Source organism: Endoryza foliicola, from assembly GCF_050589245.1.
GTDB classification, from domain to species: Bacteria; Bacteroidota; Bacteroidia; order Chitinophagales; family Chitinophagaceae; genus Endoryza; species Endoryza foliicola.
The window spans coordinates 459,433-485,205 of record NZ_JBOBEW010000003.1; the positions used below are offsets into that span (position 1 = coordinate 459,433).

Sequence of the window (25,773 nt, forward strand, 5' to 3'; positions counted from 1 at the left end):
TATTCCTTTTTTGCTTTATACTAAAGAAGCTTCTCGAATTGTTTGGATCGAAAACTGGAGGCTTTGCACCTTATCTAGGAATGCAGCCACTGTTTCCACCCATCCGGGAATTTGAGTTAAGTCGGTTCCCCACAAATTTTGATTAGAAGAAACGGCACGCACTAAATCTTGACCTTGATGAGCAGCCCATGCCTCTGCCAAAACCGGCGACTTATCATCGTTCACTTCATAGGTTTTTCCATTTCTCATTCCTTGATATTTGCCGTTCTCGCCCAAGCTCACTTGCATAAATGACAAATAGGCCGCAAATCCAAATGCCATTTTTTGTGGCACTTTATTGAAACGCTCTACATATTTTAGAATGAGAGGTACGTTACGCATGGTCATTTTTGAACTATACTGCATGGTTATGCTCAGCCATTTGTGTTCAATAAATGGATTCTTATATCGATCTAACACAGCGTCTGCAAAATCTAAAGCAGCATCTAACGAAATATTCTCAACGGTGAGTGATCTGGCGATCTCATCTCTCATCAATTCACTGATGAACTCAAAAAAATGAGGATTGTTCATAGCTTGTACTACCGTTTCAAATCCGAGTAGATGCGCCATGCCGCAAGTGAATGTATGGGAACCATTCAATAAGCGAAGTTTCAATTCTCTGAATCGCTCGATATCGGGCGCCACTACTACTCCATTGTCAACTGAAGAAAAAGAAAGCACTTCAGCTACTTTCGGATGATTGGCTTGTATTGCCCATAAACTATATACTTCAGACATGATAGCCAATTCATCATCGTATCCTATTTCTTGAACTAACGATTTGTATTTATCGGCGGGAAGTTTACCGGGCACAATGCGGTCTACCAAAGAATTGCAAAAATGATTGTGTTGCTCTAACCAATCCAGGAATTCAAATTCCAATTTATTTAAATGAGCTAATTCAACGATAATAGAAGCGAGTTTATCACCATTGTTAGGAATCAGTTCTGTTGGCACAATCACCAATCCTTTAGAAGGATCATTTCCAAAAGTTTTGAATCGATGATGCAATACCGCCAATAATTTTCCCGGGAAAGAAGAGGGCGGTGTGTTGTGAATAGAATCGGCCGTATCTAATGTGATCCCAACTTCTGTGGTATTTGAGATAATGAGACTTAAATCAGGATTCTTTGCCACTTCAAGTATAGCATTCCAATCTTTCTTTGCGGACACTACACGACTAATGGAAGCATTCAACACTACTTCATCTACTTGAACGCCTTTATCGATACCTCGAATAACGTGTGTGTATAAACCGTTTTGTGTATCAAATGCATCGGCACCATTTGAATCTGTAGACTTCACAACAACAATTCTACCATTGAAAACCCCTTTTTTATTGGCTTTGTCGATAAAGTAATCGGGCAGGCCGCGCAACAGTACGCCTGTACCAAATTGCAATACCTTTTCCGGTAAATTAAAATAGGCAGTGGTAGGCGTCTCAATTTTTCGAGAAGCGTTGATTTGATTCAATGTTTGTTTTGAAATAATCATGGTTGTTCCGGTTTCCATTTTGTACCAAACACCCAAGATGGTTTTATCTCTTGAGGTTTGATGAATTCAGGTAAATTATTTTTGAACCAGGCGAAGTCGCCGGCTTTTCTATGACAATTGAAATAATAGATTCTATGTCCCCACTGAATGGTATTCGTAGGAACATAGACTCTATAAATGGCGCTGTCTCGCATGTTATCGGCGAAATTGCAATTCACCAAATAGATTTGAGCATCGCGGTGGTATCGGCCGAGCAGGAATCCATCGTAGCCTTTGAAGCTACAATTCATTAAAACTGATTTAGAATCTTCGTATTTACTGCCATCATGCCAAATTGCGGCGGTTCCGTTATGGGCAATGAATTCGCAGTTTTCAGCCCAAGCCCAGCCGCGTGGGCAGTAGAAATCTACTCCGCCTTCCATTACACAGTCTTTAAAATAAAATAGACCTTCAGCAACATTCCAAGGGCTCACGGTATCTCCACCAAAAGCACGAAAGTGGCAATTAATGGCTTTCAAACGAGTAGCTGCCATAGTGCGCAAGGCCATTTGATGACCATTCTTAGCAATTTTCTTTTGATGGGTGAGTGTATCAAAGGCGCATGCCACTAGTCGTTCTTTATCATTATCGAAGCCGTAGCTATTAGTAATTGTTAAGTTCTTGAGCGTAATATCGTTTCCATCTACATTGAGAGTAGCTACTCCCCAGTCTTCATTGTGAATGCAGCGCCATTCGTCGCGTGCTATAGAAGAAGTGATGATGGTTTTGCTACGATCCTGACCTTCAAGAATGATGTTACTCTTCTCTAGGTAGATTTTCTCATTGTATACCCCGTTCTTGATATAGATGCAGCGCGTTTGGGATGAATTGGTATCGAGGCTGTTGATGGCAGCTTGAATGGAATTGAAGTCACCGGAACCATCTTTAGCCACAATGATCTTTTTCTGTGCTTGAGAATTCAAGCTCAGCAATAGAACAGTGAAAAATGGAAGTATAAACACTAGTCTCATTTTTTAACCGGTATTTGTTTAAGCAACCATTCTACGAGATCGGATGCTGCTTGAAAATTTTGATATTCTGCAGGAAGCTTTCTTCCATCTACATATTCATTGTAAAACCAAGGGTCACCCACTGCAAACACGGTTCCTTTTCCCAATTTTGCAATGGCCATTAGTACTTCTTTATTTTCTGAATAAACGGCAGTTGCCGGAGCTTTAATTGTAATGGTACACAATTGCTTGATGAATACTTTGTCGCAATGTTTGAAGATGGGGTGTCCCTTCGGTATCAACAAAGCACCTTGCTCGAATTGATTGTTGATTACATCATGACGCATGTTTTCATTCCAAAACATTCCAAAGTTCGATACCAACTTGTTGTAGTTCTTAAACTCTACATTGTTAGAATCATTTGCCATTAACACCAATACACCTCCATTTCTTACATATTCTACAATGGCGTCGATATGGGTTTGTTCAATATAATTTGGCGTTTTATTTTCCTTTGGCCAATCGGGATCTATGAGAAAATAAACACCAGCATTCTTAAGATTCAATTTAGTAGGGGCTTCGTTCAGCAAACTAGTAGTTGCATTTCGAGACTCGAAAATGGAGGAAAGAAAGGAGAACCCTCCATTGTCTTTTTCATTCCACTTATAATGGAAAACTATTTTATTACCGAAAGCGTCTTGTTTGGTTTCTCGGTTGTAATAGTTGTCCATAAGAACATTCACAGGCTTGTTCTTCTCCAAGAGTGGAATCTTTTCTATTTCAGAAGCGGCCAGTAAAAAAGCGCCCATTCCTTTTGGATCGTTTACAATTACCGGCTCACTCATATAATATGCAAAAGAACCATCGCGATAAGGATTACCACCCAAGCCACTTACTTGAACCGTTCCGTAGAGATTGGTTTGGTTGTTTTCTTCTTTAATAAATTTTGCAAGGATCCCCTTGTATGCCTTTTGCGCTAGGACTCTATAAGATGCTGGCAAATATCCTTTTCGAACGCCTTTGGCAAGTGCATATACAAACTGAGAGGAAGCAGAAGCTTCAAAATAGTTCTTTTGCTTATCGGGACCGTTGTAGTTAAGTATGTCTAACCACAGTCCGGTTTTCGCATCCTGTTGCTTTGCAACTGCAGCAGCCAATCGATTAAGGATTGCAATAAGTGCTGCTCGTTTGGGATGATTTTTAGGAAACCAGTCTAAAGCATCTACCAAAGCAGTGGCGTACCACCCCATGGCTCGTGCCCAAAACAAGGGAGAAGTGCCGCTAGCGGGGTTTGACCATTTTTGCTGTTTGGATTCGTCCCAGGCGTGGTAGAGCAATCCTGTTTTTGAATCACGTGCATGCGCTTCCATCCAAATGAACTGATTCGCGATATCATTGAAGGCAGTATCTTCATTTGCCAAGTCGGCATATTCTGCATAGAAAGGTTCTGCCATGTACAATCCATCGAGCCACATTTGGTAGGGATATACTTTCTTGTGCCAGAAGCCGCCCTCTGCTGTTCTTGGATGCTTTGCCAATTGTTCTCTTAACGTTTTGGCAGCCTTGAGGTATTTATCTTTCTGGGTAACTTTGTACAATAGGAGTAATATCTTCCCATTGTTTACATTGTCAATATTGAAATCTTCTTGTTTGTACGTTTTGATACTGCCGTCTTCTCTTACAAAAAAATCGATCTGCTTTTGAATGTAATTGAAATAAGTTACATCTCCGGTTTGATACCAGAGTTGTTCCATTCCTTTCAAGATCACGCCCATATCGTAGGTCCACTTAGCAGGCTTTCTATCCAATGCAAATGAATCGGCCCAGATGGTTCTTACTGTAGTGCCAAGTTTCGCTCCCCATGATTGCGAGAAGACCTTGCAAGACAGCAATAGTAATAATATGGTCAGAAGTTTTTTCATTGCAAACTGATCGCTTTTTCGGTGGCACCGAGTTCAAATACGATGGGGTTAGCAGTAGTGTTGATGCCCGACTTTTGAAGATTGATGCCTTTGTTGCGCTCGCCACTGATTCGTACTCCCGGCTTGGCGTTTCCACTTAATAGGCAATTGGTAAATATCAGCGCATCGCTGTTAATGATGTCTACGGCGTAAGATTCCGAAGCTTCTATTTTTAAGTCTGTGAAGCTAATATTAGAAGCTTCTTGAACATCCAAACCGTACTTTGCTTTGGCTACGATATTTGAAAGTTTCACATCTTTCACATGCATTTCAGGAATGCCACGAATAAAGATGGCTTTTTCGGCTCCGTTGCAGAACACGTTTTTGATCACGAAGTTTTTAAACTGCGGAGTGGTTTCGTCAACCGGTTTGAATTCTACTTTAGGCAATTCTCTTTTTTCTCCGGCCAATGGGATGGGGTCTTTGGCCATGTAATACATATCGAATAAAATGGCCTCACCGGGAATGTCTTTCATGTAAATATTCTCGACAAAGATGTTTTCCACTACCCCACCACGACCACGCGTTGTCTTAAAACGAAGACCGATATCGGTGCCAATGAAAGTACAATTACTTACATAAATATTTTTGGCGCCGCCGCTCATTTCACTGCCAATCACAAAACCGCCATGAGCCGCGTAAACGGTGCATCCTTTAATAGTAACGTTTTCGGTAGGCACTCCTCGTTTCCTTCCTTCTTCATCGCGACCGCTTTTGATGCAAAGGGCATCGTCACCCACGTCAAAAACTGAATTTTCAATAAGAACATTCTTACAACTCTCTACATCGATGCCATCACCATTTTGCGCATACCAGGGGTTCTTTACTCTTATATTTCTAACAGTAAGCTGTTCACTCAAAATTGGATGCAAGCACCAAGCAGGAGAGTTTTGAAACACTACACCTTCCAATAAAATGTTTTTACATTCATTTAGAACCACCAAATTGGGGCGTAAAAAATCTTTTACTGACTGATAGTATTCAGCTGTTTTATCGGAACTGATGAATCCGGGATTCTTTTCTTGACTTCCTTTGATACTTTTAGCAGAAGGATACCATGTTTTTTTATCTTCACTCAAAACCCCACCTGAGCTCACTAGTTTCTTCCACTGTGTTTCATTGAGTTTGTCTTTCTTCACCATTCTCCAAGCATCGCCATTTCCATCAATGATTCCATTACCGGTAATAGCGATATTGGTTGCTTTATTGGCAGAAATTGGAGATTGATTTCTCATTTGCGGGACGCCCTCCCAATTACCTTGCACCAATGGATATTGACCGAAATCGGAAGTGAATAATAGTGTAGCGCCTGTTTTTAAATGAAGGTTGATGTTTGAATGCAGAACAATAGGGCCGGTAAGAAACAATCCGGAGGGAATTTCCACCACTCCTCCCCCTTTTTTACTGAGTTTTTCAATAGCAGAATTGATTGAAACAGTATTCAAGGTAAGTCCATCGCCCTTCGCTCCCAACTTCAAAATAGACAAGGTATCTTTTTTGAATTTGGGAACCACCACCTTCGGCAGTTGAGCAAAGGCAAAACCTACCCACAATAATAAACCCAACACAATAGCAGTTCTTCTCATACGGCGCTCGTTTACATCAGTTTAATGTACAATTCTAGTTTCTTTGAAAGGAAGATTCTACTTTCGAATCCACTTTATTTACGAAAACGTTATCGGAATCGTTATCGTAATTTTTTTATTAAGTTGCTTTTACTGCTTGGCGCGCTAAAAGCCTCCATTCACCCTTGTTTTTAACCCATACCAACATCACCCAAATATGTGCTTCTCCCGGCTTTCCGTTGTCATTTGTGATGGCATCCAATTTATGGCGAACGATAGCAGTGTTCTTTTCTATTTTTATGGTTTGTTCAGAGATTGAGATCGAGACAAAATCAGATTTCCCCGAAATGAATTTAGCTACAAAGTCGGCTTGGGTGTCAATTACGCCACTGCTATGACCATAAGTCAATTGAGCCATCGTTAAATCCAATAAACCGGATTCAGTTGGGTCAACCATGGCCGCTTTCAGACTCTCAACCCTTGCTGCCAGTTTCTTTTCCTCCTTTCCTTGTGCCAACACCAGAAGCGGCAATAAAATGTATAGAACACAAATGATCTTCTTCATACTTTCCTATTTTTTTGGAACCTTGATTGATTCGGGATCCCATTCACCCATAATATTTTTTAAGGTATAGCGACCGGCTTCTTCTGCCGTCAATTGCTTTGACCATTTCACGCGTGCTTCCGGATTGGCTCCCGGCCCTGAACTATTGTATTCGGCGTAACGAGCGGTGGCTTCATTGGCCGGGTTCTTCCAATTGTTCCAACCTTCGGGAACGATGTGTTTATCCATCCAACAATTGATATAGGTTACACTAGCCGTTGGAGACCAAGGTCTACCTAATGATACTTTATTGGTTACCGAATCGGCGGTGAGTTTGCAATCAAAAAACACAAATCCAAAGGGAATGATGCTATTGGTAGAAGCAGCAGTAACATGGCTATTTTTCTTACTGTGGATGTGACAGCTTTTAAATACGGCTGTTGCAGCACCAAAAATAAAATCGGTAGTTCCTTCTATGTAGCAGTCTCTAAAATATTGTTTTACTCCGTTTCCGCTCAAAAAGAGTACATCTTGAAAACCGAGCATACGGCAATTGAAAAAAGAGGCGCGGTTCCCTTCCACCCTTAATGCCACTGCTTGCCCCGCAGTAAAACCTGCATTGTTCTCAAAGCTGATGTTTTCTGCGTGAAAATTGTTTCCATAAACAAAAACGGTGGCGCAGGTCCAGGTATTCAAGGTATCGCCTTGCGGTGTTCTCGTGCCAGCGTGATTATTGAAAGTAATAATGGTTGTATTCTTGTCTTCACCAATTAAATTGATATTGTTCTTGGTGGCATCCACAATTACCACTTCTTTGTAAACTCCTTTCTTTACATAGATCGTAATGGGAGAATTGTTATTGGAGGGAACCTTATCAAGTGCCTGTTGAATGGTTTTAAAATTACCCGAGCCATCCGCCGCAACCGTCCATTTGTTCTTTTGGGCGAGCAGGGTTCCACTGATAAAAAGGCAATATGCAATTAGAAGGAATCTCATTTTTTCACAACTGGTTTAACGAGGTGAGCAGCCAATTCAGGAATTTGTTTTTTGATTTCGCTTAGCACTAATTGCGCTACTAAACGAGCTCCCAATTCGTTGAAATGGGTATTGTCATTTTTCCCTTCAGGATAGTTGGGGTGCTCATTGGGTTGCAATTGAAGAAAGAGCCATTTTGAATTTTCGGCACCGAACTGTTGATACAAGTCCATCGAGAGCTTGTCTAAATCAATCATCAGTACATTTTCTTTCGCCGCCAATGTTCTCACTAAGGCACTGTATTCTGTATGTGTTTCTGTTGCCTTTCCTTCTTTATCGAATCGTCGACGAGAAACGGGAGTCAATAAAACGGGGATTCCTTGCTTAGCTTTGGTTTCATTCACAAACTTCAATAAGTTGGTTGTGTATTCTTCCGGAGTTGTATATCGTTCTACTTTGTCTTTCGCTTCATCGTTGTGACCGAATTGAATGAATACATAGTCGCCCGGCTTTATATTATCGCAAATTGACTTCCAAAGACCTTCACTGATAAAGGTTTTGGTGCTTCTTCCATTTTTGGCTTTGTTAACTACCGTTACAGAAGAATCCCAGAAATAGACGAAGGGCATTCCCCAACCTGTTTCAGGGTAGGCTTTTGTTTCTTTGATACTCATGGTAGAATCGCCCGCCATAAACAGCGTGATCTTTTTTTCTTGCCACCAAGAGAAAGAAGACAATGCAATGCCTCCTACCAATAGAACTAGCCACTTTGCTTTCATTAGTCTTATTTTATAATACTGTTAATATAGGTCTCTATGTTCATACAATTCCTATTAATTGAAAAGGCAGCTGCATCCGACACATCATTTGGATTCAACCCATTCTTGCGCTCCCATTCATCGGGTATGCCATCGTTATCAGAATCCGTTGCTACAGTTCCCGGTTTCAAAGAAGGCCATGCGTTGATGGTTTGTTCAAATGCTGTTCCGTGCGGAAAGCCACCTTGTACATCAATAAAACGGCCTGATCTATTTTTTACATCATTAATTATTCTTGTATCTAAGGTATCTCTTATACAACTAGCTCCTACTATTTGGAGTACCTTATCGAAGGCTTCCAGCGCAGTTTCAGTATTAATAGAAAGTACGCTGTGAGGCGCATCAATTACAGCAGCACGCTTTTCTTGTTCAGTAGCATTGTTGCCCATATGAATGCCTAACCAATTGTTTCGCGATACATCTGCCGCGCCATCTACATAGTTGCCATCTACAAACCATTTGCCGAAGTCAATGGTTTCTGTTTTACCGGGGTTTACAATTCGAAATCGAACATTTTTAACTGTGCTAGGTCCGAAACGATAATAATTGTTAACGATATTATAGTGTCCGCCTTCACCCGCATAGGCATTGTTATGTCCCCAGTTATAAATAACGTTGTTGCGAAAGTCGACCAGTTCGGCGACCCCTTGCCGAGATCCATTGAAACGAGGGGTTCTACTATTGCAATGAGCGAACAGGTTGTGATGTGCAGTTAAATGAGCACCGCCCCAAATGGCACCATAACCGTGATTTTCATAATCTTTATCCCCTTCTTCAAAGTGATAGGAATAATTCAAAGGTTCGCTGATCAAGTTCCACTGTAAGGTGGTGCTATCGCCATTGTAAATTGAGAATACTTCATCGGTACTCCAACTCAAGCTACAATGATCGATGATGATGTTTTTACGTTTGGTACCGCCAAAGGCGTCGTCGGCACCATTGCCATCTTTCATTCCACCTTTTTGAAATTTGTCTCCCATTCGAAAACGGAGGTAGCGAACGATGATATTGTCGCCTGCCAATACTACCGGTTGATCGGCAATACAAATGCCATCGCCCGGAGCTGTTTGTCCGGCCAATGTTAAGTTGGCTTTTAAATTGAGTTTAGAGTTGAGATGAATGGTGCCTGCTACTTTGAATACAACTATTCTGGGAAAGTTCGCTTCTACGGCATTGCGCAAACTACCATCACCGTCATCGTTCAAATTGGTAACGAAAAGGATCTTTCCTCCTCGTCCACCCGTACTGTATTTCCCAAAACCTTCGGCTGTTGGAAACGCAAGCGGTGCTTCAGCTGTGGTTGCCGATGCAGTGGTTGCTTTTTGAGCTTTACAGGCCAAAAGCAAGACACCGATGGTGATACAAGAAAGAAGGAAGCTTTTCTTCATTGGTTCAATTTAGAAAAAAAGGGCTGCACTAGTGCAGCCACCTTATATCAAATCAATCGCCCTTTAATAACCGGGGTTCTGTTTGAGTCGTCCTTGATAGCTGGCTATGGTTGCTGCATCAAAGGGGAACAACTCGCTTTTACCTGCTACAAAGAAGGAAGCAAAGCCCTGCCAAAGTGGTTTTCCATCAATCGCACTCGCTGTTGTAAGATGTTGAGCCCAATCAATCCTCACCCATTTTGCGGCAGCAACACCGGAAGCAGGAGCTGTTCCTACTGTTCCTGTTGGAGGAATAGTAGTAGGACGCCAGAAAGGAAATCCTTTTCCGGTACTATCGGCCGGAGTATAGTATACAATTTCTTCTCCCACATTTTTATAATAGATGTATTGAGGAACATTATTATAAGGAGCAACGCGGTCGCGAATTTGTTGAATCTTGGTTCTTGCTTCCGCCAATTTGGTAGTGAGCAAATTCCAACGAATTAGATCGAATTTACGAATGCCTTCATGACCAAATTCCAAATAACGTTCATTGGCTACTGCATTAAAAAAGCCTGCTTTATCTGTTGGTGTAGTACCAATTAAACCGGTATTTCCGCGATACGCTCTTTTTCTAACTTCTTCAAAGGCTGCAATTGCGGCGGCTGTTGGTCCATTGTTGATCTCATTCACCGCTTCTGCATACATCAAGAGTACATCTGAGAAACGAATCACTGACCAGTTGTATCCAACATTCAAAACAGTACCGGGCAATAAGGGAACGCGCCAGTCTCTACGGTACTTACCCGTATTCAGCTCACCCAAACGACGTTGGCTTTTGATATTTGAGGAAGTGTTCACTGCGAAATGAGTAAGAGTAATATCTCTTCTTGTATCAACCGAATCGAAAGCATAGAAATAGTTCGGGAGCATGGTAATACCTCCACCTCCTGCACCGTAACGAGAAGCAGCATTTAAGTTAGGACCATCGTAGTTCCCCATACGGCTATCACTGTTTCCATTACCACCGCCGGCTCCAATTTCAAACATCAACTCACCTTGTGGGTCGTAAACGAAAGAAGTTACGCTTCTCCAAATATTCTCGTAGTTAGGGTTTAACGTGTGCTGATCTCTTCTCGCCATCAATTCTTCACATTCCTTCTTTGCAATGTTGTAGTAAGTGAGATAATCTGATTTTCTTTCCATTTGTGCATTGGCACGAAGAGAATAGCCGCCTCTAAAAAGGGCGATTCTCGCTCTTAATGCTTTTGCTGCCCCTTTGGTGATGCGCTCGTTTCTGGCAACTTCGGTGCGCCAGGGGAGTAAATCAATAGCAGTTGCCAAGTCGGCAATAATTCTATCATAGGTAGAGTCTCTATCGGTTTGAGGTATAAAAAGATCGGTTTGTTTGTAAGCCGGAGTCATGGGTGCAGGTACATCTCCCCAGCAGCGAATCAATTCAAAATAGAACTGAGCACGGAGGGTAAGCGCTTCACCATAAAGCCTGCGCAGTTCTTTTTTATCCGCTTCTGTTCCATTATTGTATTGAGCCATCAATGGAATCTGCTCTATACACAAATTAGCTTTTTCAACACCTCTATAGAGTTGGCGGAAAGGATTGGTTAACTCTGCATTGGTCAGGAGTAATTGATAACGTCCAATTCCTCTTCGTCCGTTGTCGATATTACCACTTACGATTCCTTCGTCGGAATCGTAAGGATAATACATACTGATACGGATCCCGTAACCATTATCGCCCTGAAGTTCGTCGTAAACACCAATGATGGCATTGAATGCGTTGGAAACATCGGAGAAAGCTTGTGCCACGCTGTACTGTGACACAGGTTCCACTTCTGTATATTTCTTACAAGCAGCCAATGTTACTAGAATGGCAAAGATGCTGCTCAGTAATACGTATGAAAGTTTCTTGTTGATCATATGAATAGCTTTGAATCGTTTTAGAAAGTTACATTTATACCAATCAGGGCTACACGTGAACGTGGATAAGCCGCAAAATCAACACCCGGAGTTAAAGGATCCGATCTACGTGCTGTTACATCCGGATCATATCCCGAGTACTTGGTAAAAGTGTATAAGTTGTTGACCGTTGCATACACTCTGAAATTTGAAATCTTGAATTTCTCTAAGGCCGGTTTGGGAAGTGTATAACCAATGGTAAGGTTATTGATTCTCAGATAAGAACCATCTTCAATTGCCCATGAGTGCAACCACCAACGTTGAACTCGAACTGGCGACCAAATGGTAGCATTGGCATTCAATTTATCGAGTGCCACCGGATCTCTCACAATTGCACCTGTTGAAGGATCGATATTGGTGAAGCGACCTTTCATGGAGTTCAGCACGTTTAAGTTAGCAAAAGCTCCATCTGTCCATTCAATTTTATTCGCATTGTAGATATCGTTTCCAACTACAAAGTTCAAAAACACGCTCATATCGAAATTACCAAAAACAAAGTTGTTATTCCAACCGCCGGTGAATTTCGGATTAGCATCACCGATCACAGTTCTGTCACCATCGGCAGTAATGGCTCCATCGCCATTCAAATCTTTCCATTTCAACATACCGGGCTGTGGTGTTCCATACACACCATTAAAAGGAATACCGGCTTTTAGCGTATATACTCCGGTGGTAGCATTGTAATCAAATTCGCTTACTTTAAAGTATCCATCGGTAACAAATCCGTACATCAATCCTACTGGCTCACCTACTTTCACTAAATAGTCGTCTACTCCATCACTTCCTTGCCAACCCGAGTTTCTAGTAATTTGACTCACGCCACCTAAACTTTCCACTCTATTCTTATTAAAGGAGATATTGAAGTTGGTTGTCCACGAGAAATCTTTCTTTTGAATGGGCGTTGCATTCACTTGGAATTCTACCCCTCTGTTTGAAGTTGCACCAATATTTTGCAATTGAGAAGTATAACCTGTTGTTGGCGGAATGGCTACTGCCAGCAACAAGTCTTTCGCAGTATTTTTATAAACATCTACAGTTAAGCTCAATCTGTTTTGGAAGAAAGAAAGGTCGATACCAAAGTTTGATGTTGTATTCTTTTCCCATCTCAAATTTGGATTGGCCAATGCAGATGGTGCATAACCCGGAAGAACCGAATGGTTGAACGCATACTGTCCGGTTACTCCGTACAACTGCAAGTAGAGAAGGTTATCAATGCGGTTATTACCCACTGAACCATATCCATAGCGAAGTTTACCATCGGTTAACCAAGTAATTTTATCGAACCATTTTTCTTTACTGAATCTCCAAGCTACTGAACCGGAAGGGAAAATCAAGGTTCCGTTTTCGGCTGCAAATTTTGAAGAACGGTCGCCACGCATATTGAAAGTAGCCAGGTACTTGTCGTCATAAGAGTAAGTAGCTCTTCCGAACAGAGAAAAGATTCTCGCTGCAGGTTGTGTGAACGAAGTAGGAAGCGGCTGAGCCGAGCCTGTTGGTGCTGCGCCCAATCCCATATTGGCGAGTGCTTTGTTGGCGCTAATATCTGCAGGGAAGAAACGCGTTTCAAAGCTGTTTTGATTTGAACGTTGGTCCACTACTTCCTGACCAACAAGTACTGAAATGTCATGATGCTTTTTGAAATCGTTCAAACTATATTGAAGCGTATTTGAGTTAGACAGGGTGCTGTTGTATTGTTGACCAATGGAAGCAACCGGTAAAGAGGCAAAGTTTCGAGCGGTACCGGTAATCTTACTGTAGAATAAATCGGTACGAATGTTGGCATTATCGAAACCTACCGTTGAACGGAAGATCAGATTTTTAGTAAGATTGTAGGTCATGTTACCGGTGAGGTACAAGGCCTTTGTATATTGACGTCTGTATTCTGCTTGTGTAAGAATGATCGGATTGATAGCACCTGCAGAAGCGATGTAATAAGCTTCATCAAAATCATCGATCCCTCCTGTTGCAGTAGCTAATTCGAATGGACGGTAGTTAATAGTGTGACGCAAACGATTCGTAGTTCTGGTTCCACTATTAGTGGTACCGGCACCTTTGATGGTTTGATCGAGGTAACGCGCCGAAAATCCTATCCTGAATTTATCAGACGCTTTGTGATCTACTTTAAAGGTAGCTAGGTAGCGTTCGAAACCGGATTCTAACTGAACGCCTTCTTCTCTATTCGCAGTTAAACTCAAGTTGAAGTTGGTATTCTGGTTGCCACCGTTAACACTAACGTTATGACTTTGGAATGAAGCTTTTCTGCCAAATACCTGTTCCTGCCAATTGATTGCGGGCATTTGCTTGTACACATTCAATGTGTCCCAAGTGGTTCCATAAGTTTGGGCGAAACTGGCACTATCGGTTGAATTGGCACGACTGCGCTCATACTGCCACATCACAAAGTCGTATGGGCTCAATACTTCCATTTTTTTGGTGAGTTCGCGGTAACCAAAAGTGGCATTGTAATTCACTTGAGTTTTACCCGATCTGCCCGACTTGGTAGTAATAATTACTACCCCGTTGGCTGCACGAGCACCATAAATGGCCGTTGTAGAGGCATCTTTAAGTACATCGATCGAAGCAATGTCTTGTGGGGAAATCACTTCCAGTGCTCTTTCTACTTGAACTCCGTCTACAATATATAAGGGTGAATTGTCTTGTGTAATGGAACCACCCCCTCTTACACGGATCACTACTTCGGCACCGGGAGCACCTTCTGAAGCGATGGCTTGCACACCGGCCAATTTACCTTGAATGGCTTCGGCGGCTGAAGAAACGGGGATATCTCTTAATTGCTTGGAAGTAATAGATGATACCGATCCGGTAAGATCTCTTCTTCGAGTAGTAGTATAACCCACTACCACCACATCTTCGAGTGACGATACATCCTTTTCCATTTTGATGGAAACTGGGGCCACACCTTCCGTTTTAACTGTAACGGGCTTGAAGCCGGTAGATGTAATTACGAGGGTGAGTGTACCTTTTTGACTGGTGGTTAAGGTGAAATTACCATCCTTATCGGTGGTGGTACCCGTTTTGGACCCACTTAACAAGATGGAGGCGGCAATGGGACTATCGTTGGCGTCCACAACCTTTCCTTTGATTTGGCGAGACTGGGCATACACAGCTGCACAAAGCACTGTGAGCCCTAAAAAGAGCGCTATCAATTTTTTCATACCAAGCAATTTGCTATTAGTTTAAAAAGTGCAGATCGATGGCAATTCGCCTGCACTTCCTCACAATACTAACTTTGTATCCATGATTAACGAACAGTTAACGGCTTGTTTTTTTACGCAATCGTTGCCGGTAACGATGCCACGGAGTTGCGAGAACGGTTAGGAGCGCAAAAGATATTGTCATATCTTTAAAATCTTGAACCTGAAAGCACTATGAAATTTGAAGCGGTAACCATCAAAGACATTGCAAAAGCCTTGGGCGTATCAACCTCAACGGTTTCGCGTGCGTTGAGAGATAGTTACGAAATCAGTCCGGAAACCAAGCAAATGGTAATTGAGTGTGCCGAACGTTTAAATTATCGTCCCAACCCAATAGCACAGAGCTTAAAAGAGAAAAGAACTCGTTCCATTGGTGTGGTGGTTTGTGAAATTGCCAACAACTTCTTTTCCCAGATCATTAACGGAATAGAATCTATTGCCTACGACAAAGGGTACAATGTAATCATCTCTCAAAGTCATGAAAGTTATGAACGGGAGATCATGGATTTGCAATATTTGACCTCTCGATCAGTTGACGGTTTGCTCATTTCACTTTCAACTGAAACAAGCGATGTTTCACATTTGAAAGCGCTGAATGAAAAAGGCTTGCCCATTGTGTTGTTCGATCGTGTTTCAAGTGAAATCAATGCTCCCAGTGTGGTTATTGATAATTTCAAAGGTGCCTATGAAGCCACTGAACATTTGATCTTTAATGGATACAGAAGAATAGCAGCCATCAGTAATTCTGAGTTTTTGTCGATTTCCAATGAACGCATCGCCGGATACAAGCAAGCCTTGGAAAACTATGGTATAGCAGTAGACCCTCAGCTCATCAAACATTGCTTTTATGGAGGAATGATCTATTCCGAAATTGAAGAAGCCGTAAACGAACTAATGGTGTTAAAGCAGAAACCGGATGCTGTGTTTACGGCAAGTGATAAACTGACAACAGGTTGTTTGAAAACCATTAAAAGAAGAGGACTTCGTGTACCGGAAGAAATAGCCATTATTGGGTTTTCTAATACAGAAATAGCCGAACTGATAGAGCCCCATCTTTCTGTGATAAGACAACCGGCGTTAGAAATGGGTCAAAGCGCCATTCAACTTTTACTGCAACAAATAGAAAGCAAGCGCCCCATCACTCAAATTGAAAAACGAGTACTAAGTCCTGAATTAATTCTAGGTGCATCTTCGCTGCCTCGAAAACTCTCATAACGAATTCATTTCAATCAATTTTTTCAGCGATTACGCGCAGACGTTGGGATTTTTCGGTATTTTCAAGGTTTGAACATTGTACCGGACTAACGATTGCCAGATGAGCCAATTAACCAACGAGCATATTGCTAAAGAACTGCTGCAAAAAATACTTGGACCCATCGATGAAAAAACTTGGGAACTCCTGCAGCAGCTCATCGAAGTTCAACATTATAACACAGGAGATTTTATATTTTATCAGGATGATCCAGGGGATGCCTTTTACCTCGTCATTACCGGACGGTTTCGCGCCTTGCAAAACACATCAGAAGGAATTTATATATTAGGTGATATTTCTGTTGGTGAGCCTATTGGTGAAATTGCGCTTTTTACCAAAGAAAATCGCATGGCTTCAGTGGTTGCTTTGAGAAAATCGACTGTACTGAAATTGAATGAAGCAGCATATTTCAAGTTGATTCAAGCCTTTCCTCAATTTGCAGCCCAATTAACAAAATATATTGTAGAAAGAATTAGAAGAAATGCAGCTCAACGAAAAAAAGAGGCTGCCCCTAAAAATATTGCGGTTGTAAAGCTGCAACAGGAATCGGATGTAAGTGCTTTTACAGGACCCATCATAGAAGAACTGCAGCGAATGGGATTCATGAGCAATGTATATTATCACAATACTCAAGAGGAATCGCAGTACAACCAGATTTTTGAAGAAATGGAAAACCGTGAAGGGTTGAATTTCTTGGTATGCGATGCCAATCATTTGAACTGGGCCAATCAGTGCATTGCCTATTGTGATCTTATTATTGTAGCAACTGATTTCAACGCCGAAACAACATTAACAGAAATTGAACAGAAACTCCATCTCTACACCAATAATGTATTGAACAAAAAGCTGTATTTGCTTTTATTGCACGCTCCCAATGTGGGTATTCCGGAAAATACGCGCAAATGGTTCAGCGAACGTTCTTTTTCACTGCATTTACACATGAGAATGTTCAATGATCGCGATACACGTCGCTTTTGTAGGGTTATTACTCATCAGGCAATTGGACTCGTACTTGGCGGAGGTGGTGTAAAAGGATTTGCGCATATAGGTGCGGTGAAGGCATTGTTAGAGAAAGGCATTGAAATAGACTTTGTTGGAGGCAAGAGTGCAGGGGCCAATTATGGTGCAGGTATGGCAAAATTGGAATTTAATTTAGATGCGGTAATGCAAGCTTGTAATAGAGCTGTGGCGTTAAAGCCTACTTCCAATGATTATCATATTCCCATTGTAAGCTTGATGTCGGGCAAGAAAATGCGGAAGTTCTTAGAAGAACTTTTTCAAGACTACTATTTGGAAGACCTTTGGATACCTACATTCTGTACATCAACTAATTTTTCGAATGCGGTTCTGGCTATTCACGATAAGGGAATGATCCGAAAAAAAGTAGAAGCAAGTATCGCTATTCCGGGAGTGTTTCCACCTGCCATCATTGAGAATGAATTGCATATTGATGGCGGAGTACTCGACAACTTACCGATTGAAAGCATGCTCCAGCGTCCGGTAAAACATGTATTTGCGATTGCCCTTTCGGGGGAAGAATCGAACCCCATTGAACTGCAAGAAGTTCCCAATTCATGGCAATTGTTCAAGAACAGTTTACGAAAAACCAATTTCTTTAAGATACCCGGATTAGCTTCCATTTTGGTGAACAGTATCACTATTAACAGCAGGCAAAAACAAGAACTCACAAAATCATACGTCTCCCACTTTTTAGAATTGAATTTGAAGCAATATAAATTCTTGGATTGGAGTAAATGGAAAGACCTGGTGAACACGGGCTACGAGCAAACCAGAGATTTTTTGGAGCAGAACCCTCCAGAAAACAAGTTTTGGGAATAATGGCTAGTTTTGAATCATGTTTAAATTTCCGGAGAATCATCCTCTTTCATTGGGGTGCATGAGTTTGCCACTTTCAGATGAAAAAACCTGTGCACGCATCATTGACATGTCCATTGACAATGGCATCACCTTATTCGATACAGCCGATTTATACCAACAAGGCGCTAATGAAACCATGTTGGGAATACTACTGAAATCACATCGAACCAAAATAAAAATTGCGACCAAGGTAGGCAATCAATTGCGACCTGACGGATCCGGTTGGGATTGGAATCCCAGAAAGGACTATATCTTGAAAGCAGTTGAAAGAAGTTTGAAACGACTTCAAATAGAACAGATCGATTTATACTATTTACATGGAGGCACATTGGAAGACCCAACAGAGGAAAGCATTGAAGCATTTGAAATTTTAAAAGAGCAAGGAAAAATTGCGCATTATGGTATTTCTTCCATACGTCCTGCGGTTGTAAAAAGATGGACAGAACGCGCCAATATAAGTGCCTTGATGACTCAATACAGCATTGCCGATAGAAGGCCGGAGCAAGAGATCATTCCTGAAGTTCTCGGTAAAAATGTAGGAATCATGGTGCGCGGAGCCTTGGTACAAGGAAAACTTCATGGAGTAAAAACGGGTGGCTATTTGCAACATTCGGAGGAAGCCATGGCAAAAGCTACTACACAATTAAAGAGCTGGAGCCAGGAATATGGAGTTTCAGTAAGTAGTATGCTCCTGCATTTCGTATTCAACAAGCCGGGAGTGCAGAGTATTGTAGCCGGTGTTAGTGGTACAGCTCAACTTTTAGAACTTTTAAATGCATTAAAAGAAACACCGACCAAAGAATTGATCACTAAAATGCAAGATCTTTTACCCATAGGTTCTTATTAAAAAAACAACCCCATCTATCCTCAAAAGAATCAAGATGGGGTCTCTTCAAAAAATCAACGCAAAACTTATTTGTCGATGCTGCCTAATACTTTTTTCATAAAAGCATTGGCGGCATCTTTCTCAGCCATTCCTTCTGAAATCATTTGATGAACTTCCAATGCGCCACAACAATTTGAGATCAATTCACCAATTACATCAATTTCCTCTCCTTTTAAGGAAGGTGATTCAGAAGCAGCTTCCAATACTTTAATGGTAGCTTCAATCTCTTCTACAGAAGCATTCTGCTGAATCTTTCTAATTAGCGGTAACTTCATTGATCAAATCTTTTAAAAGTTCTTCTTTATTCGTTTGAATTTGATTTACCAAGCATCCGTTTTTAAAGCTTGCGAAAGTTGGCAGGTTGGTAACACTGGCCAATTTGCGTGAAGCGGGGAATTTTTCCGCATCCACCAAAACAAACACAGCCTTACCTTCTTGTTCTCCGGCGAGGCGTTTGAATTTAGGTTTCATCAAACGACAATTACCGCACCAACCCGCAGAAAATTGAACCACCACATTCTCATGTTGTTTTACCAATTCTTCCAAACTATCTGTTGCTAATTCTATCATCGTTCCTTCATTAATTGTTTGAAAAATATTCGGCCACACCTTCATTGGTAGCAACCATCGCTTCTTTACCTTCTTCCCAGTTAGCAGGGCATACTTCACCGTATTTCTCTACATGCAATTGAGCATCTACCAAACGGAGATATTCGTCAATATTTCTTCCTAAAGGAAAATCGTTAACAGATTCGTGACGCACGATTCCTGTTTTATCAATCAAATAGGTGCCGCGGTAAGCAATAGGAGCACCAACAAAAGACCATGTTTTGGTATCGTTGTTGAATTGGTATTCACCACCCAATACACCAAAATTCAATGAAATGGTTTTAGCAGTATCTGCTACAATTGGGAAAGTAACGCCTTGGATACCACCTTGGTCTTTCGGAGTATTCAACCAAGCTAAGTGGGTTTCTTCTGTGTCGGTAGAACAACCGATTACTACGGTGTCTCTTTTTTCGAATTCTGCTAATTTCTCTTGGAAAGCATGAATTTCTGTGGGACAAACAAAGGTGAAGTCTTTGGGATAGAAAAAGAAAATGACATTTTTCTTTCCGATGTACTGATCCAAACTGAAGTTGTCTACGATTTCTTCTCCATTGATTACGGCACCGGCTACGAAATGAGGTGCTTTTTTACCTACTAAAGCCATATATATATTGTTTTAATTTCAAGTGATATATATGACAAGAACGGATCGTTAGGACCACAAAATTACTACAGTGGGGTTGATTTCTAAAATTATTCGTAAGTAGACGAAAATCAAACGATTGCAACTCAGATGGTCAACAAATTAATTCGTATGTGCAGTTTTCAAATGTCGAAAAAATGTACATTTAAGGAAATCATCTGCATGAAACGGTTGTTTTACTTTTCGGTCTTTATTGTATCAAGCCTCTCTGCTCTTGCCCAACAGGAATGGGAATCTTTGTTCAACGGTAAAGACCTCTCCGGTTTTACGATACTAAATGGCAAAGCCAATTATCGCGTTGAGAATGGAATGATCATCGGAAAAACTGTTTATGGTGAACCGAATTCGTTTTTGGCAACCAATAAAGTTTACGGGGATTTTGTATTGGAATTGGACCTACGCCTAAAAAACCCGATGAACTCCGGCATACAGTTTAGAAGTGAAATAAAAGATGCGAATGATACTTGCGCAGTATCGGACAAAACACCGAACAGAGTTCACGGCTATCAGATGGAAGTAGATCCTTCGGCAAGAGCCTGGAGCGGTGGAATTTATGATGAAGCTAGAAGAGGCTGGTTGTACCCATTGGATTACAATCCGGGCGCAAAGGTGGCCTTCAAAAAATCGGATTGGAACCATTACAAAATTGAATGCATTGGAAATTCTATTCGTACTTGGATCAACGGCATCCCATGCGCCCATATCATAGATGCAACTACTGCGAAAGGGTTCATTGCCCTGCAAGTGCATAATATCAGCAAGAAAGAAGAAGAAGGTGAAGAAATTCAATGGAAGAACATTCGAATCAAAACCAAGAACCTAAAACCGGCGCCATCAACAGGTATCTTCATTGTAAACAGTTTGGCAAACAATGTTTCATTGGAGGAAGAAAAGCAAGGATATCGTTTGCTTTGGGATGGAGTAAGTTCAAAGGGTTGGAGAGGTGCTTACAAAACTGATTTCCCCGATAAAGTATGGCAAATAAAAGATGGCACTTTAACCGTGAATTCAAAAAGTGGTGCTGAAAGTGCTAATGGTGGCGATATTGTAACCGAAGAAAAATTTGGGGCATTCGATCTACAATTTGAATTCAAGATTTCCGATACCGCAAATTCTGGAGTAAAATACTTTGTAACGGAAACAGAAAACAATGTGGGATCAGCGATTGGTTTGGAATTTCAAATTTTGGACGACGACAAACATCCGGATGCAAAATTGGGCTCCATCGGAAACCGAACCATGGGAAGTTTGTATGACTTGATTCCGGCTGCGAATTTATCAGAGCCAGGCAATGGAAGAAGAGATAAACTGCCTGTTGGTCAATGGAACCGAGGAAGAATCATTGTGTATCCTAATGGACATATTGAGCATTGGCTGAATGGGTTTAAAATTGTGTCTTATGACCGTGGCACTCCAATCTTTTATGCATTGGTGGCAAGAAGTAAATATGCCCAATGGAAAAATTTCGGCATGGCTCCCACCGGTAGAATTTTGCTACAAGAGCATGGAACAGTAGTGAGTTTTAGAAGTATTAAAATTAAAACGCTTTAAACATTGCATATGAAAAAACGTAGAGATTTCATTAAAACCGGTTTGAAGGCAGGCGCCGCATTTGCTGTCGCCCCACTTATTAGCTGGGATGCCGCATCCTACAAACGAATTATTGGAGCGAATGAGCGCGTGCGTGTAGGTGTAATCGGCTTCTCCGATCGCTTTCGTTTCTCGTTGTTTCCTTCCTTTATGAATCACTACAAAGAACTAAACTTCGACATAGCGGCCGTTTCAGATATCTGGAAGTTGAGAAGAGAAGAAGGTGTTGGTTTCTTATCAAAACAAATGGGACACGATGTTATTGGGTGCAAAAACAATGAAGAACTTTACAGCTTAAAAGATATCGATGCGGTTTTTGTAGCAACTGCTGATTTCCAGCATGCCCTCCATACTATTGAAGCACTCAAAGCAAACAAAGATGTGTATTGCGAGAAGCCTTTTGCGGAAACCATGGAAGACAATCGTGCGGCTCTCAAAGCAGCCAAAGCCACGGACCGCATTATTCAAGTTGGATCGCAGCGAAGAAGTGGCAACAACTATCATGCAGCGGCTAACTTTATTCAATCCGGAAAGTTTGGCGATGTAACAATGGTAGAGCTAACCTGGAATGTTAACCAACCGGGCCGTTGGCGCAGACCAGACTTGGTAGCAAAATGTAAGGAGGAAGATTTAGACTGGAAACGCTTCCTCTTGAATCGACCCTACGAATCCTTCGATCCGAGAAAATACTTGGAGTACCGTTTATTCTGGCCTTATTCTTCCGGAATGCCCGGACAATGGATGAGTCATCAAATTGACACGGTGCATTGGTTTACGGGATTGAAACATCCGCGTTCTGTTGTTGCAAATGGAGGGATCTACAAATGGAAAGATGGAAGAAGAAATTGGGATACTACAACCGCGGTATTTGATTATGGACCATCTGATGATAAGGAAAAAGGATTTCAAGTAGTGTTTATGTCGCGCATGCACAATGGCGACGAACGTCCCAGTGAAATCTATTACAGCAATGGCGGTGAATTGAACTTGATCACCAACAAAATATCACCTCAGGGAGGATTAACCCCAGGCTTTGCGAAAGCAATGAATATGGAGCCCAACTTATTGCCGAATATTAATTTAACAGATATTGCTACTCCCGTTGTTGCGAGTGCTAATACAGGAGGCGATCCTCTAACATCGGCGCACGTTCGCAATTGGATGGAATGCATTCGCAGCAGACAACAAACCAATGCACCCGTTGAAGCAGGCTATTATCATTCAATTGCCAATATCATGACCAATGCAGCGGTAAGAACAGGGATGAAAGCGACCTTTGATGAGGCGAAGCAAGAAGTGATGGTGGGGGGAAAGGTGTTTAGATATTAGGTGTTAGGTGTTAGGCTTTGGGCCTTAGGCGTTAGGTGTTAGGCTTTAGGCTTTGGGCCTTAGGCGTTAGGCTTTAGGTTTTATGTGATGAAAATAAGAAGTGCCTGATTTCGCAACGTTGTGAAATCAGGCACTTTCTATTAAAGGATGGTATTGGTTCCTTTTTTAAGTTTAACCTCTTTTAATATTCCATTAAATTTCACTTTTACGGTTGTGTTGGTTGGAGAGATGATGTTAAAAGAGCTGATTTTTGAATTCTTCCAAGCAACAGATAATTCAAATCCACCGCGTGCTTTTAAACCACTGAAATTACCTTCAGGCCACTCGGCCGGTAAAGCGGGCAGTAATTCGATATACCCTTGATGACTTTGTAAGAGCATTTCTGAAATACCTGCAGCACCTCCATAGTTGCCATCCATTTGGAAAGGAGGATGTGCGCAAAACAAGTTAGTATAGGTTCCACCGCCGTGCATTTGCAAAGGGCTGTTTGATTCGTAAAAACGTAAGAGCTTTTTTAATGCATCGTAAGCACGTTCTCCATTTTGCATTCTTGCCCATAAATTCACTCTCCATGTAATGGCCCAACCGGTTCCTTCATTGGTTCTAATTTCTAATGACTTCTGAACTGCTTTTGCCAATTCCGGAGTGGCACTAGATGTAATTGTATAACCAGGGTAGGCTCCAAACAAATGCGATAAATGACGGTGGTGTGGATCTTGATCTTTCCAATCGTGGTACCATTCCTGCAAGTTCCCGGCAGCTCCTACCTTATACGGTGTTAATTGTGCTACCCATTTCTCCCACTGATCCACTTGTTTCAGGTCTCGTTTCAACATCTTTGCTGCAGCAATTAAATCTTTGGCCAACTCACGAATCATGGCCATATCAGCCGTTCCACCATACATGGTTTGGCCATAGTAACCTGTTTCAGTAATGTAAACATTTTCAGGGGAAGTAGAAGGAGCTGTTACATACTTTCCATATTTGTCTTTCACTAGAAAGTCGAGACAAAACTGGAAAGCACCTTTCATGAGATCGTATCCTTTTGCTTTAAGGTAGGCGGTATCGTTGGTAAACAGGAATTGCTCCCAAATATGTGTACTCAACCAAACACCTCCCATTGGCCAGTTAGCCCAACAAGGATCCCCTTTACCATAATCTCCAACGGGATTCGACATAGCCCAAATATCTGAATTGTGATGTGCTACCCAGCCTCCGGCATTGTAGTAATACTTCGCAGTTTCTTTTCCATTCACAGCTATCCGTTCAATGAGCTGCAACAAGGGCATTTGCAATTCGGCCAAATTGGCCACATTAGCCGCCCAATAGTTCATTTCTGCATTGATATTGGTGGTATAGTTACTGCTCCAAGGTGGGCGCATGTCTTGATTCCAAATCCCCTGCAAATTGGCAGGAATGGCGGTTGTGCGAGAACAACTGATAAGTAAGTAACGACTGTACTGATAATACAATGCTACCAGATCATTGTCGGGAACACCTGTAGAGAACCGCTTTAAACGTTCCACTGTTGAAAGGGTATCGAGTGACTTATCGTATCCCAAACTAAAATTCACTCTTTTGTAAAATTTTGAATAATCGTTTACATGCGCTTCATACATTTCTTTGTAGCCCAGTTTTCCAATTTTATTGAGGGCCGCTACTGCTAAATTGGATTCATTCAAACCTTCCAAGCCGGGATCTTTATCGTAGCCGTTAAAGCTAGTGGCCATTGACACAAATAAAATAATGGTAGAGGCATTGTTGATCACCACTTTATTACCACCCGAAATAATGGCCCCATCGGTGCTGGCAATTTTTACACAAGCTGAAAATCGCATGGAATGAACAGTGTCGAACACAACCGCATTGGGCATATCGCCACGATAACTGGGTTCTGCATGAATAGGCGCTCGCCCTTTCATTTCGTAATAGTTATTACGGTATCCATTACTGTGAGGCAATAGACTGTTCAATTCGTATGAAACCGAAAAACGATCTTTTCCGTTGGCTTGCAATTTGATTACGGCAACTTGGTTAGGATGCGAAATCCACATTTCTCTGGTATATGTTGTAGCGCCAATTTGAAAGGAGACGGCTGCTGTTGCAGTTCTCAAATCAAGGGAGCGTTTGTAATTTAACGGCTTCCCATTGGGATAGCTGTACTCAAAATTCAAATCACCTAGAGGCGCATAGGACTCTGTGAATTTCCCTTGCAAGAATTTCACCAAGGAATCGGCAGCTTTGTAGTTTTCTGCAAAAAGTGCGTTTTGAACATCTTTGAGATGAGTGTATGCAGTTTTATTTTTCTCTTCTTTAATGGGTCCACCAGCCCAAAGACTGGCTTCATTAAGAGCAATTCGGTCTTTATTAATTCCACCATACACCATCATTCCCATTCTACCATTTCCAATGGGAAGGGCTTCTTCAAAATAGTTGGCAGGGTCTCTGTACCAAAGTTCTTGGGTGTGTTGGGCAAAGGAAAGAACAGGGAGAAAGCTGGCAAGTAAAATCAGTGTCCGTTTCATATCAGTTGTTATAGGCCTTTAAGATACAACTGAAATAAAAGCGAACATCAAAGCCTATTATAGTTTGGAAAATAATTTTTTTAGAAACTCCAGACCATTAAAAAAGCCATCCGA

Annotated in this window: 19 protein-coding genes; 5 read left to right on the forward strand and 14 right to left on the reverse strand. The window is 41.6% G+C overall.

Features of this window, described 5'->3' with window-relative positions; genetic code table 11:
* Nucleotides 1–15: 15 nt before the first annotated feature.
* The 10 genes from ACQ2HE_RS09320 to ACQ2HE_RS09365 all read right to left on the reverse strand — a co-directional run bounded on the left by ACQ2HE_RS09320 (nucleotide 16) and on the right by ACQ2HE_RS09365 (nucleotide 14,908).
* Entirely contained in the window at nucleotides 16–1,536 is a 1,521-nt protein-coding gene (locus ACQ2HE_RS09320; protein ID WP_430898295.1) for a tagaturonate reductase, read from the reverse strand.
* The gene (locus ACQ2HE_RS09325; RefSeq protein WP_430898293.1) at nucleotides 1,533–2,546 is read right to left on the reverse strand and encodes a pectinesterase family protein; all 1,014 of its coding nucleotides are present in this window, start codon (nucleotides 2,544–2,546) and stop codon (nucleotides 1,533–1,535) included. Before ACQ2HE_RS09325 ends, ACQ2HE_RS09320 begins: the two co-directional genes overlap by 4 nt.
* Nucleotides 2,543–4,447, reverse strand: coding sequence for a glycoside hydrolase family 88/105 protein (locus ACQ2HE_RS09330; protein ID WP_430898291.1), 1,905 nt, complete (start codon nucleotides 4,445–4,447; stop codon nucleotides 2,543–2,545). Before ACQ2HE_RS09330 ends, ACQ2HE_RS09325 begins: the two co-directional genes overlap by 4 nt.
* Entirely contained in the window at nucleotides 4,444–6,072 is a 1,629-nt protein-coding gene (locus ACQ2HE_RS09335; protein WP_430898289.1) for a glycosyl hydrolase family 28 protein, read from the reverse strand. Before ACQ2HE_RS09335 ends, ACQ2HE_RS09330 begins: the two co-directional genes overlap by 4 nt.
* 118 nt (nucleotides 6,073–6,190) lie before the next feature.
* Nucleotides 6,191–6,616, reverse strand: a complete 426-nt coding sequence (locus ACQ2HE_RS09340; RefSeq protein WP_430898287.1) for a nuclear transport factor 2 family protein — start codon at nucleotides 6,614–6,616, stop codon at nucleotides 6,191–6,193.
* A gap of 6 nt (nucleotides 6,617–6,622) precedes the next feature.
* Complete coding sequence (locus ACQ2HE_RS09345; protein WP_430898285.1) at nucleotides 6,623–7,591, reverse strand: pectinesterase family protein; 969 nt, start codon at nucleotides 7,589–7,591, stop codon at nucleotides 6,623–6,625.
* Complete coding sequence (locus tag ACQ2HE_RS09350; RefSeq protein ID WP_430898283.1) at nucleotides 7,588–8,349, reverse strand: rhamnogalacturonan acetylesterase; 762 nt, start codon at nucleotides 8,347–8,349, stop codon at nucleotides 7,588–7,590. The genes ACQ2HE_RS09345 and ACQ2HE_RS09350 overlap by 4 nt, the downstream gene beginning before the upstream one ends.
* Nucleotides 8,350–8,354: 5 nt before the next feature.
* Nucleotides 8,355–9,776 carry a pectate lyase gene (locus ACQ2HE_RS09355; RefSeq protein ID WP_430898281.1) on the reverse strand — a complete coding sequence of 474 codons (1,422 nt, stop codon included), beginning with the start codon at nucleotides 9,774–9,776 and terminating at the stop codon, nucleotides 8,355–8,357.
* Nucleotides 9,777–9,839: 63 nt separating this feature from the next.
* Entirely contained in the window at nucleotides 9,840–11,693 is a 1,854-nt protein-coding gene (locus ACQ2HE_RS09360) for a RagB/SusD family nutrient uptake outer membrane protein (RefSeq protein ID WP_430898279.1), read from the reverse strand.
* Nucleotides 11,694–11,713: 20 nt separating this feature from the next.
* Nucleotides 11,714–14,908 carry a SusC/RagA family TonB-linked outer membrane protein gene (locus tag ACQ2HE_RS09365; RefSeq protein WP_430898277.1) on the reverse strand — a complete coding sequence of 1,065 codons (3,195 nt, stop codon included), beginning with the start codon at nucleotides 14,906–14,908 and terminating at the stop codon, nucleotides 11,714–11,716.
* A gap of 213 nt (nucleotides 14,909–15,121) precedes the next feature.
* Here ACQ2HE_RS09365 and ACQ2HE_RS09370 point away from each other — a divergent pair, with 213 nt between their 5' ends.
* The 3 genes from ACQ2HE_RS09370 to ACQ2HE_RS09380 all read left to right on the forward strand — a co-directional run bounded on the left by ACQ2HE_RS09370 (nucleotide 15,122) and on the right by ACQ2HE_RS09380 (nucleotide 18,924).
* Nucleotides 15,122–16,162, forward strand: a complete 1,041-nt coding sequence (locus tag ACQ2HE_RS09370) for a LacI family DNA-binding transcriptional regulator (RefSeq protein WP_430898275.1) — start codon at nucleotides 15,122–15,124, stop codon at nucleotides 16,160–16,162.
* A 100-nt stretch (nucleotides 16,163–16,262) separates the two neighbouring features.
* Nucleotides 16,263–18,038 carry a patatin-like phospholipase family protein gene (locus ACQ2HE_RS09375; protein ID WP_430902439.1) on the forward strand — a complete coding sequence of 592 codons (1,776 nt, stop codon included), beginning with the start codon at nucleotides 16,263–16,265 and terminating at the stop codon, nucleotides 18,036–18,038.
* A gap of 16 nt (nucleotides 18,039–18,054) precedes the next feature.
* On the forward strand, nucleotides 18,055–18,924 hold the full coding sequence (locus tag ACQ2HE_RS09380; protein ID WP_430898271.1) for an aldo/keto reductase: 870 nt from the start codon (nucleotides 18,055–18,057) through the stop codon (nucleotides 18,922–18,924).
* A gap of 65 nt (nucleotides 18,925–18,989) precedes the next feature.
* On the opposite strand, the gene ACQ2HE_RS09385 is transcribed toward ACQ2HE_RS09380, so the two are convergent.
* Genes ACQ2HE_RS09385 through ACQ2HE_RS09395 form a run of 3 tightly spaced genes read right to left on the reverse strand, consistent with a single transcriptional unit; the run spans nucleotide 18,990 to nucleotide 20,176 of the window.
* Entirely contained in the window at nucleotides 18,990–19,238 is a 249-nt protein-coding gene (locus ACQ2HE_RS09385) for a DUF6952 family protein (RefSeq protein WP_430898269.1), read from the reverse strand.
* A complete protein-coding gene (locus ACQ2HE_RS09390; protein ID WP_430898267.1) occupies nucleotides 19,219–19,533 on the reverse strand; it encodes a thioredoxin family protein in 315 nt (104 codons plus the stop codon). The genes ACQ2HE_RS09385 and ACQ2HE_RS09390 overlap by 20 nt, the downstream gene beginning before the upstream one ends.
* Before the next feature lie 10 nt (nucleotides 19,534–19,543).
* Complete coding sequence (locus tag ACQ2HE_RS09395; protein ID WP_430898265.1) at nucleotides 19,544–20,176, reverse strand: peroxiredoxin; 633 nt, start codon at nucleotides 20,174–20,176, stop codon at nucleotides 19,544–19,546.
* 201 nt (nucleotides 20,177–20,377) lie between these two features.
* Between ACQ2HE_RS09395 and ACQ2HE_RS09400 the strand changes: the two genes are divergently transcribed.
* Both ACQ2HE_RS09400 and ACQ2HE_RS09405 read left to right on the forward strand, forming a co-directional pair.
* Nucleotides 20,378–21,766, forward strand: coding sequence for a 3-keto-disaccharide hydrolase (locus tag ACQ2HE_RS09400; protein ID WP_430898263.1), 1,389 nt, complete (start codon nucleotides 20,378–20,380; stop codon nucleotides 21,764–21,766).
* A gap of 9 nt (nucleotides 21,767–21,775) precedes the next feature.
* Nucleotides 21,776–23,134 (forward strand): Gfo/Idh/MocA family protein, encoded by a 1,359-nt coding sequence (locus ACQ2HE_RS09405; protein WP_430898261.1) that lies wholly within the window; start codon nucleotides 21,776–21,778, stop codon nucleotides 23,132–23,134.
* A gap of 140 nt (nucleotides 23,135–23,274) precedes the next feature.
* On the opposite strand, the gene ACQ2HE_RS09410 is transcribed toward ACQ2HE_RS09405, so the two are convergent.
* Nucleotides 23,275–25,659 (reverse strand): glycoside hydrolase family 95 protein, encoded by a 2,385-nt coding sequence (locus ACQ2HE_RS09410; protein WP_430898259.1) that lies wholly within the window; start codon nucleotides 25,657–25,659, stop codon nucleotides 23,275–23,277.
* Nucleotides 25,660–25,773 lie beyond the last annotated feature (114 nt).

What these genes read in the sequence shown, in the direction of transcription:
- ACQ2HE_RS09320 (WP_430898295.1), bottom strand. Translation starts at nt 1,536, where the DNA reads ATGATTATTTCAAAACAAACATTGAATCAAATCAACGCTTCTCGAAAA.
- ACQ2HE_RS09325 (WP_430898293.1), bottom strand. Translation starts at nt 2,546, where the DNA reads ATGAGACTAGTGTTTATACTTCCATTTTTCACTGTTCTATTGCTGAGC.
- ACQ2HE_RS09330 (WP_430898291.1), bottom strand. Translation starts at nt 4,447, where the DNA reads ATGAAAAAACTTCTGACCATATTATTACTATTGCTGTCTTGCAAGGTC.
- ACQ2HE_RS09335 (WP_430898289.1), bottom strand. Translation starts at nt 6,072, where the DNA reads ATGAGAAGAACTGCTATTGTGTTGGGTTTATTATTGTGGGTAGGTTTT.
- ACQ2HE_RS09340 (WP_430898287.1), bottom strand. Translation starts at nt 6,616, where the DNA reads ATGAAGAAGATCATTTGTGTTCTATACATTTTATTGCCGCTTCTGGTG.
- ACQ2HE_RS09345 (WP_430898285.1), bottom strand. Translation starts at nt 7,591, where the DNA reads ATGAGATTCCTTCTAATTGCATATTGCCTTTTTATCAGTGGAACCCTG.
- ACQ2HE_RS09350 (WP_430898283.1), bottom strand. Translation starts at nt 8,349, where the DNA reads ATGAAAGCAAAGTGGCTAGTTCTATTGGTAGGAGGCATTGCATTGTCT.
- ACQ2HE_RS09355 (WP_430898281.1), bottom strand. Translation starts at nt 9,776, where the DNA reads ATGAAGAAAAGCTTCCTTCTTTCTTGTATCACCATCGGTGTCTTGCTT.
- ACQ2HE_RS09360 (WP_430898279.1), bottom strand. Translation starts at nt 11,693, where the DNA reads ATGATCAACAAGAAACTTTCATACGTATTACTGAGCAGCATCTTTGCC.
- ACQ2HE_RS09365 (WP_430898277.1), bottom strand. Translation starts at nt 14,908, where the DNA reads ATGAAAAAATTGATAGCGCTCTTTTTAGGGCTCACAGTGCTTTGTGCA.
- ACQ2HE_RS09370 (WP_430898275.1), top strand. Translation starts at nt 15,122, where the DNA reads ATGAAATTTGAAGCGGTAACCATCAAAGACATTGCAAAAGCCTTGGGC.
- ACQ2HE_RS09375 (WP_430902439.1), top strand. Translation starts at nt 16,263, where the DNA reads ATGAGCCAATTAACCAACGAGCATATTGCTAAAGAACTGCTGCAAAAA.
- ACQ2HE_RS09380 (WP_430898271.1), top strand. Translation starts at nt 18,055, where the DNA reads ATGTTTAAATTTCCGGAGAATCATCCTCTTTCATTGGGGTGCATGAGT.
- ACQ2HE_RS09385 (WP_430898269.1), bottom strand. Translation starts at nt 19,238, where the DNA reads ATGAAGTTACCGCTAATTAGAAAGATTCAGCAGAATGCTTCTGTAGAA.
- ACQ2HE_RS09390 (WP_430898267.1), bottom strand. Translation starts at nt 19,533, where the DNA reads ATGATAGAATTAGCAACAGATAGTTTGGAAGAATTGGTAAAACAACAT.
- ACQ2HE_RS09395 (WP_430898265.1), bottom strand. Translation starts at nt 20,176, where the DNA reads ATGGCTTTAGTAGGTAAAAAAGCACCTCATTTCGTAGCCGGTGCCGTA.
- ACQ2HE_RS09400 (WP_430898263.1), top strand. Translation starts at nt 20,378, where the DNA reads ATGAAACGGTTGTTTTACTTTTCGGTCTTTATTGTATCAAGCCTCTCT.
- ACQ2HE_RS09405 (WP_430898261.1), top strand. Translation starts at nt 21,776, where the DNA reads ATGAAAAAACGTAGAGATTTCATTAAAACCGGTTTGAAGGCAGGCGCC.
- ACQ2HE_RS09410 (WP_430898259.1), bottom strand. Translation starts at nt 25,659, where the DNA reads ATGAAACGGACACTGATTTTACTTGCCAGCTTTCTCCCTGTTCTTTCC.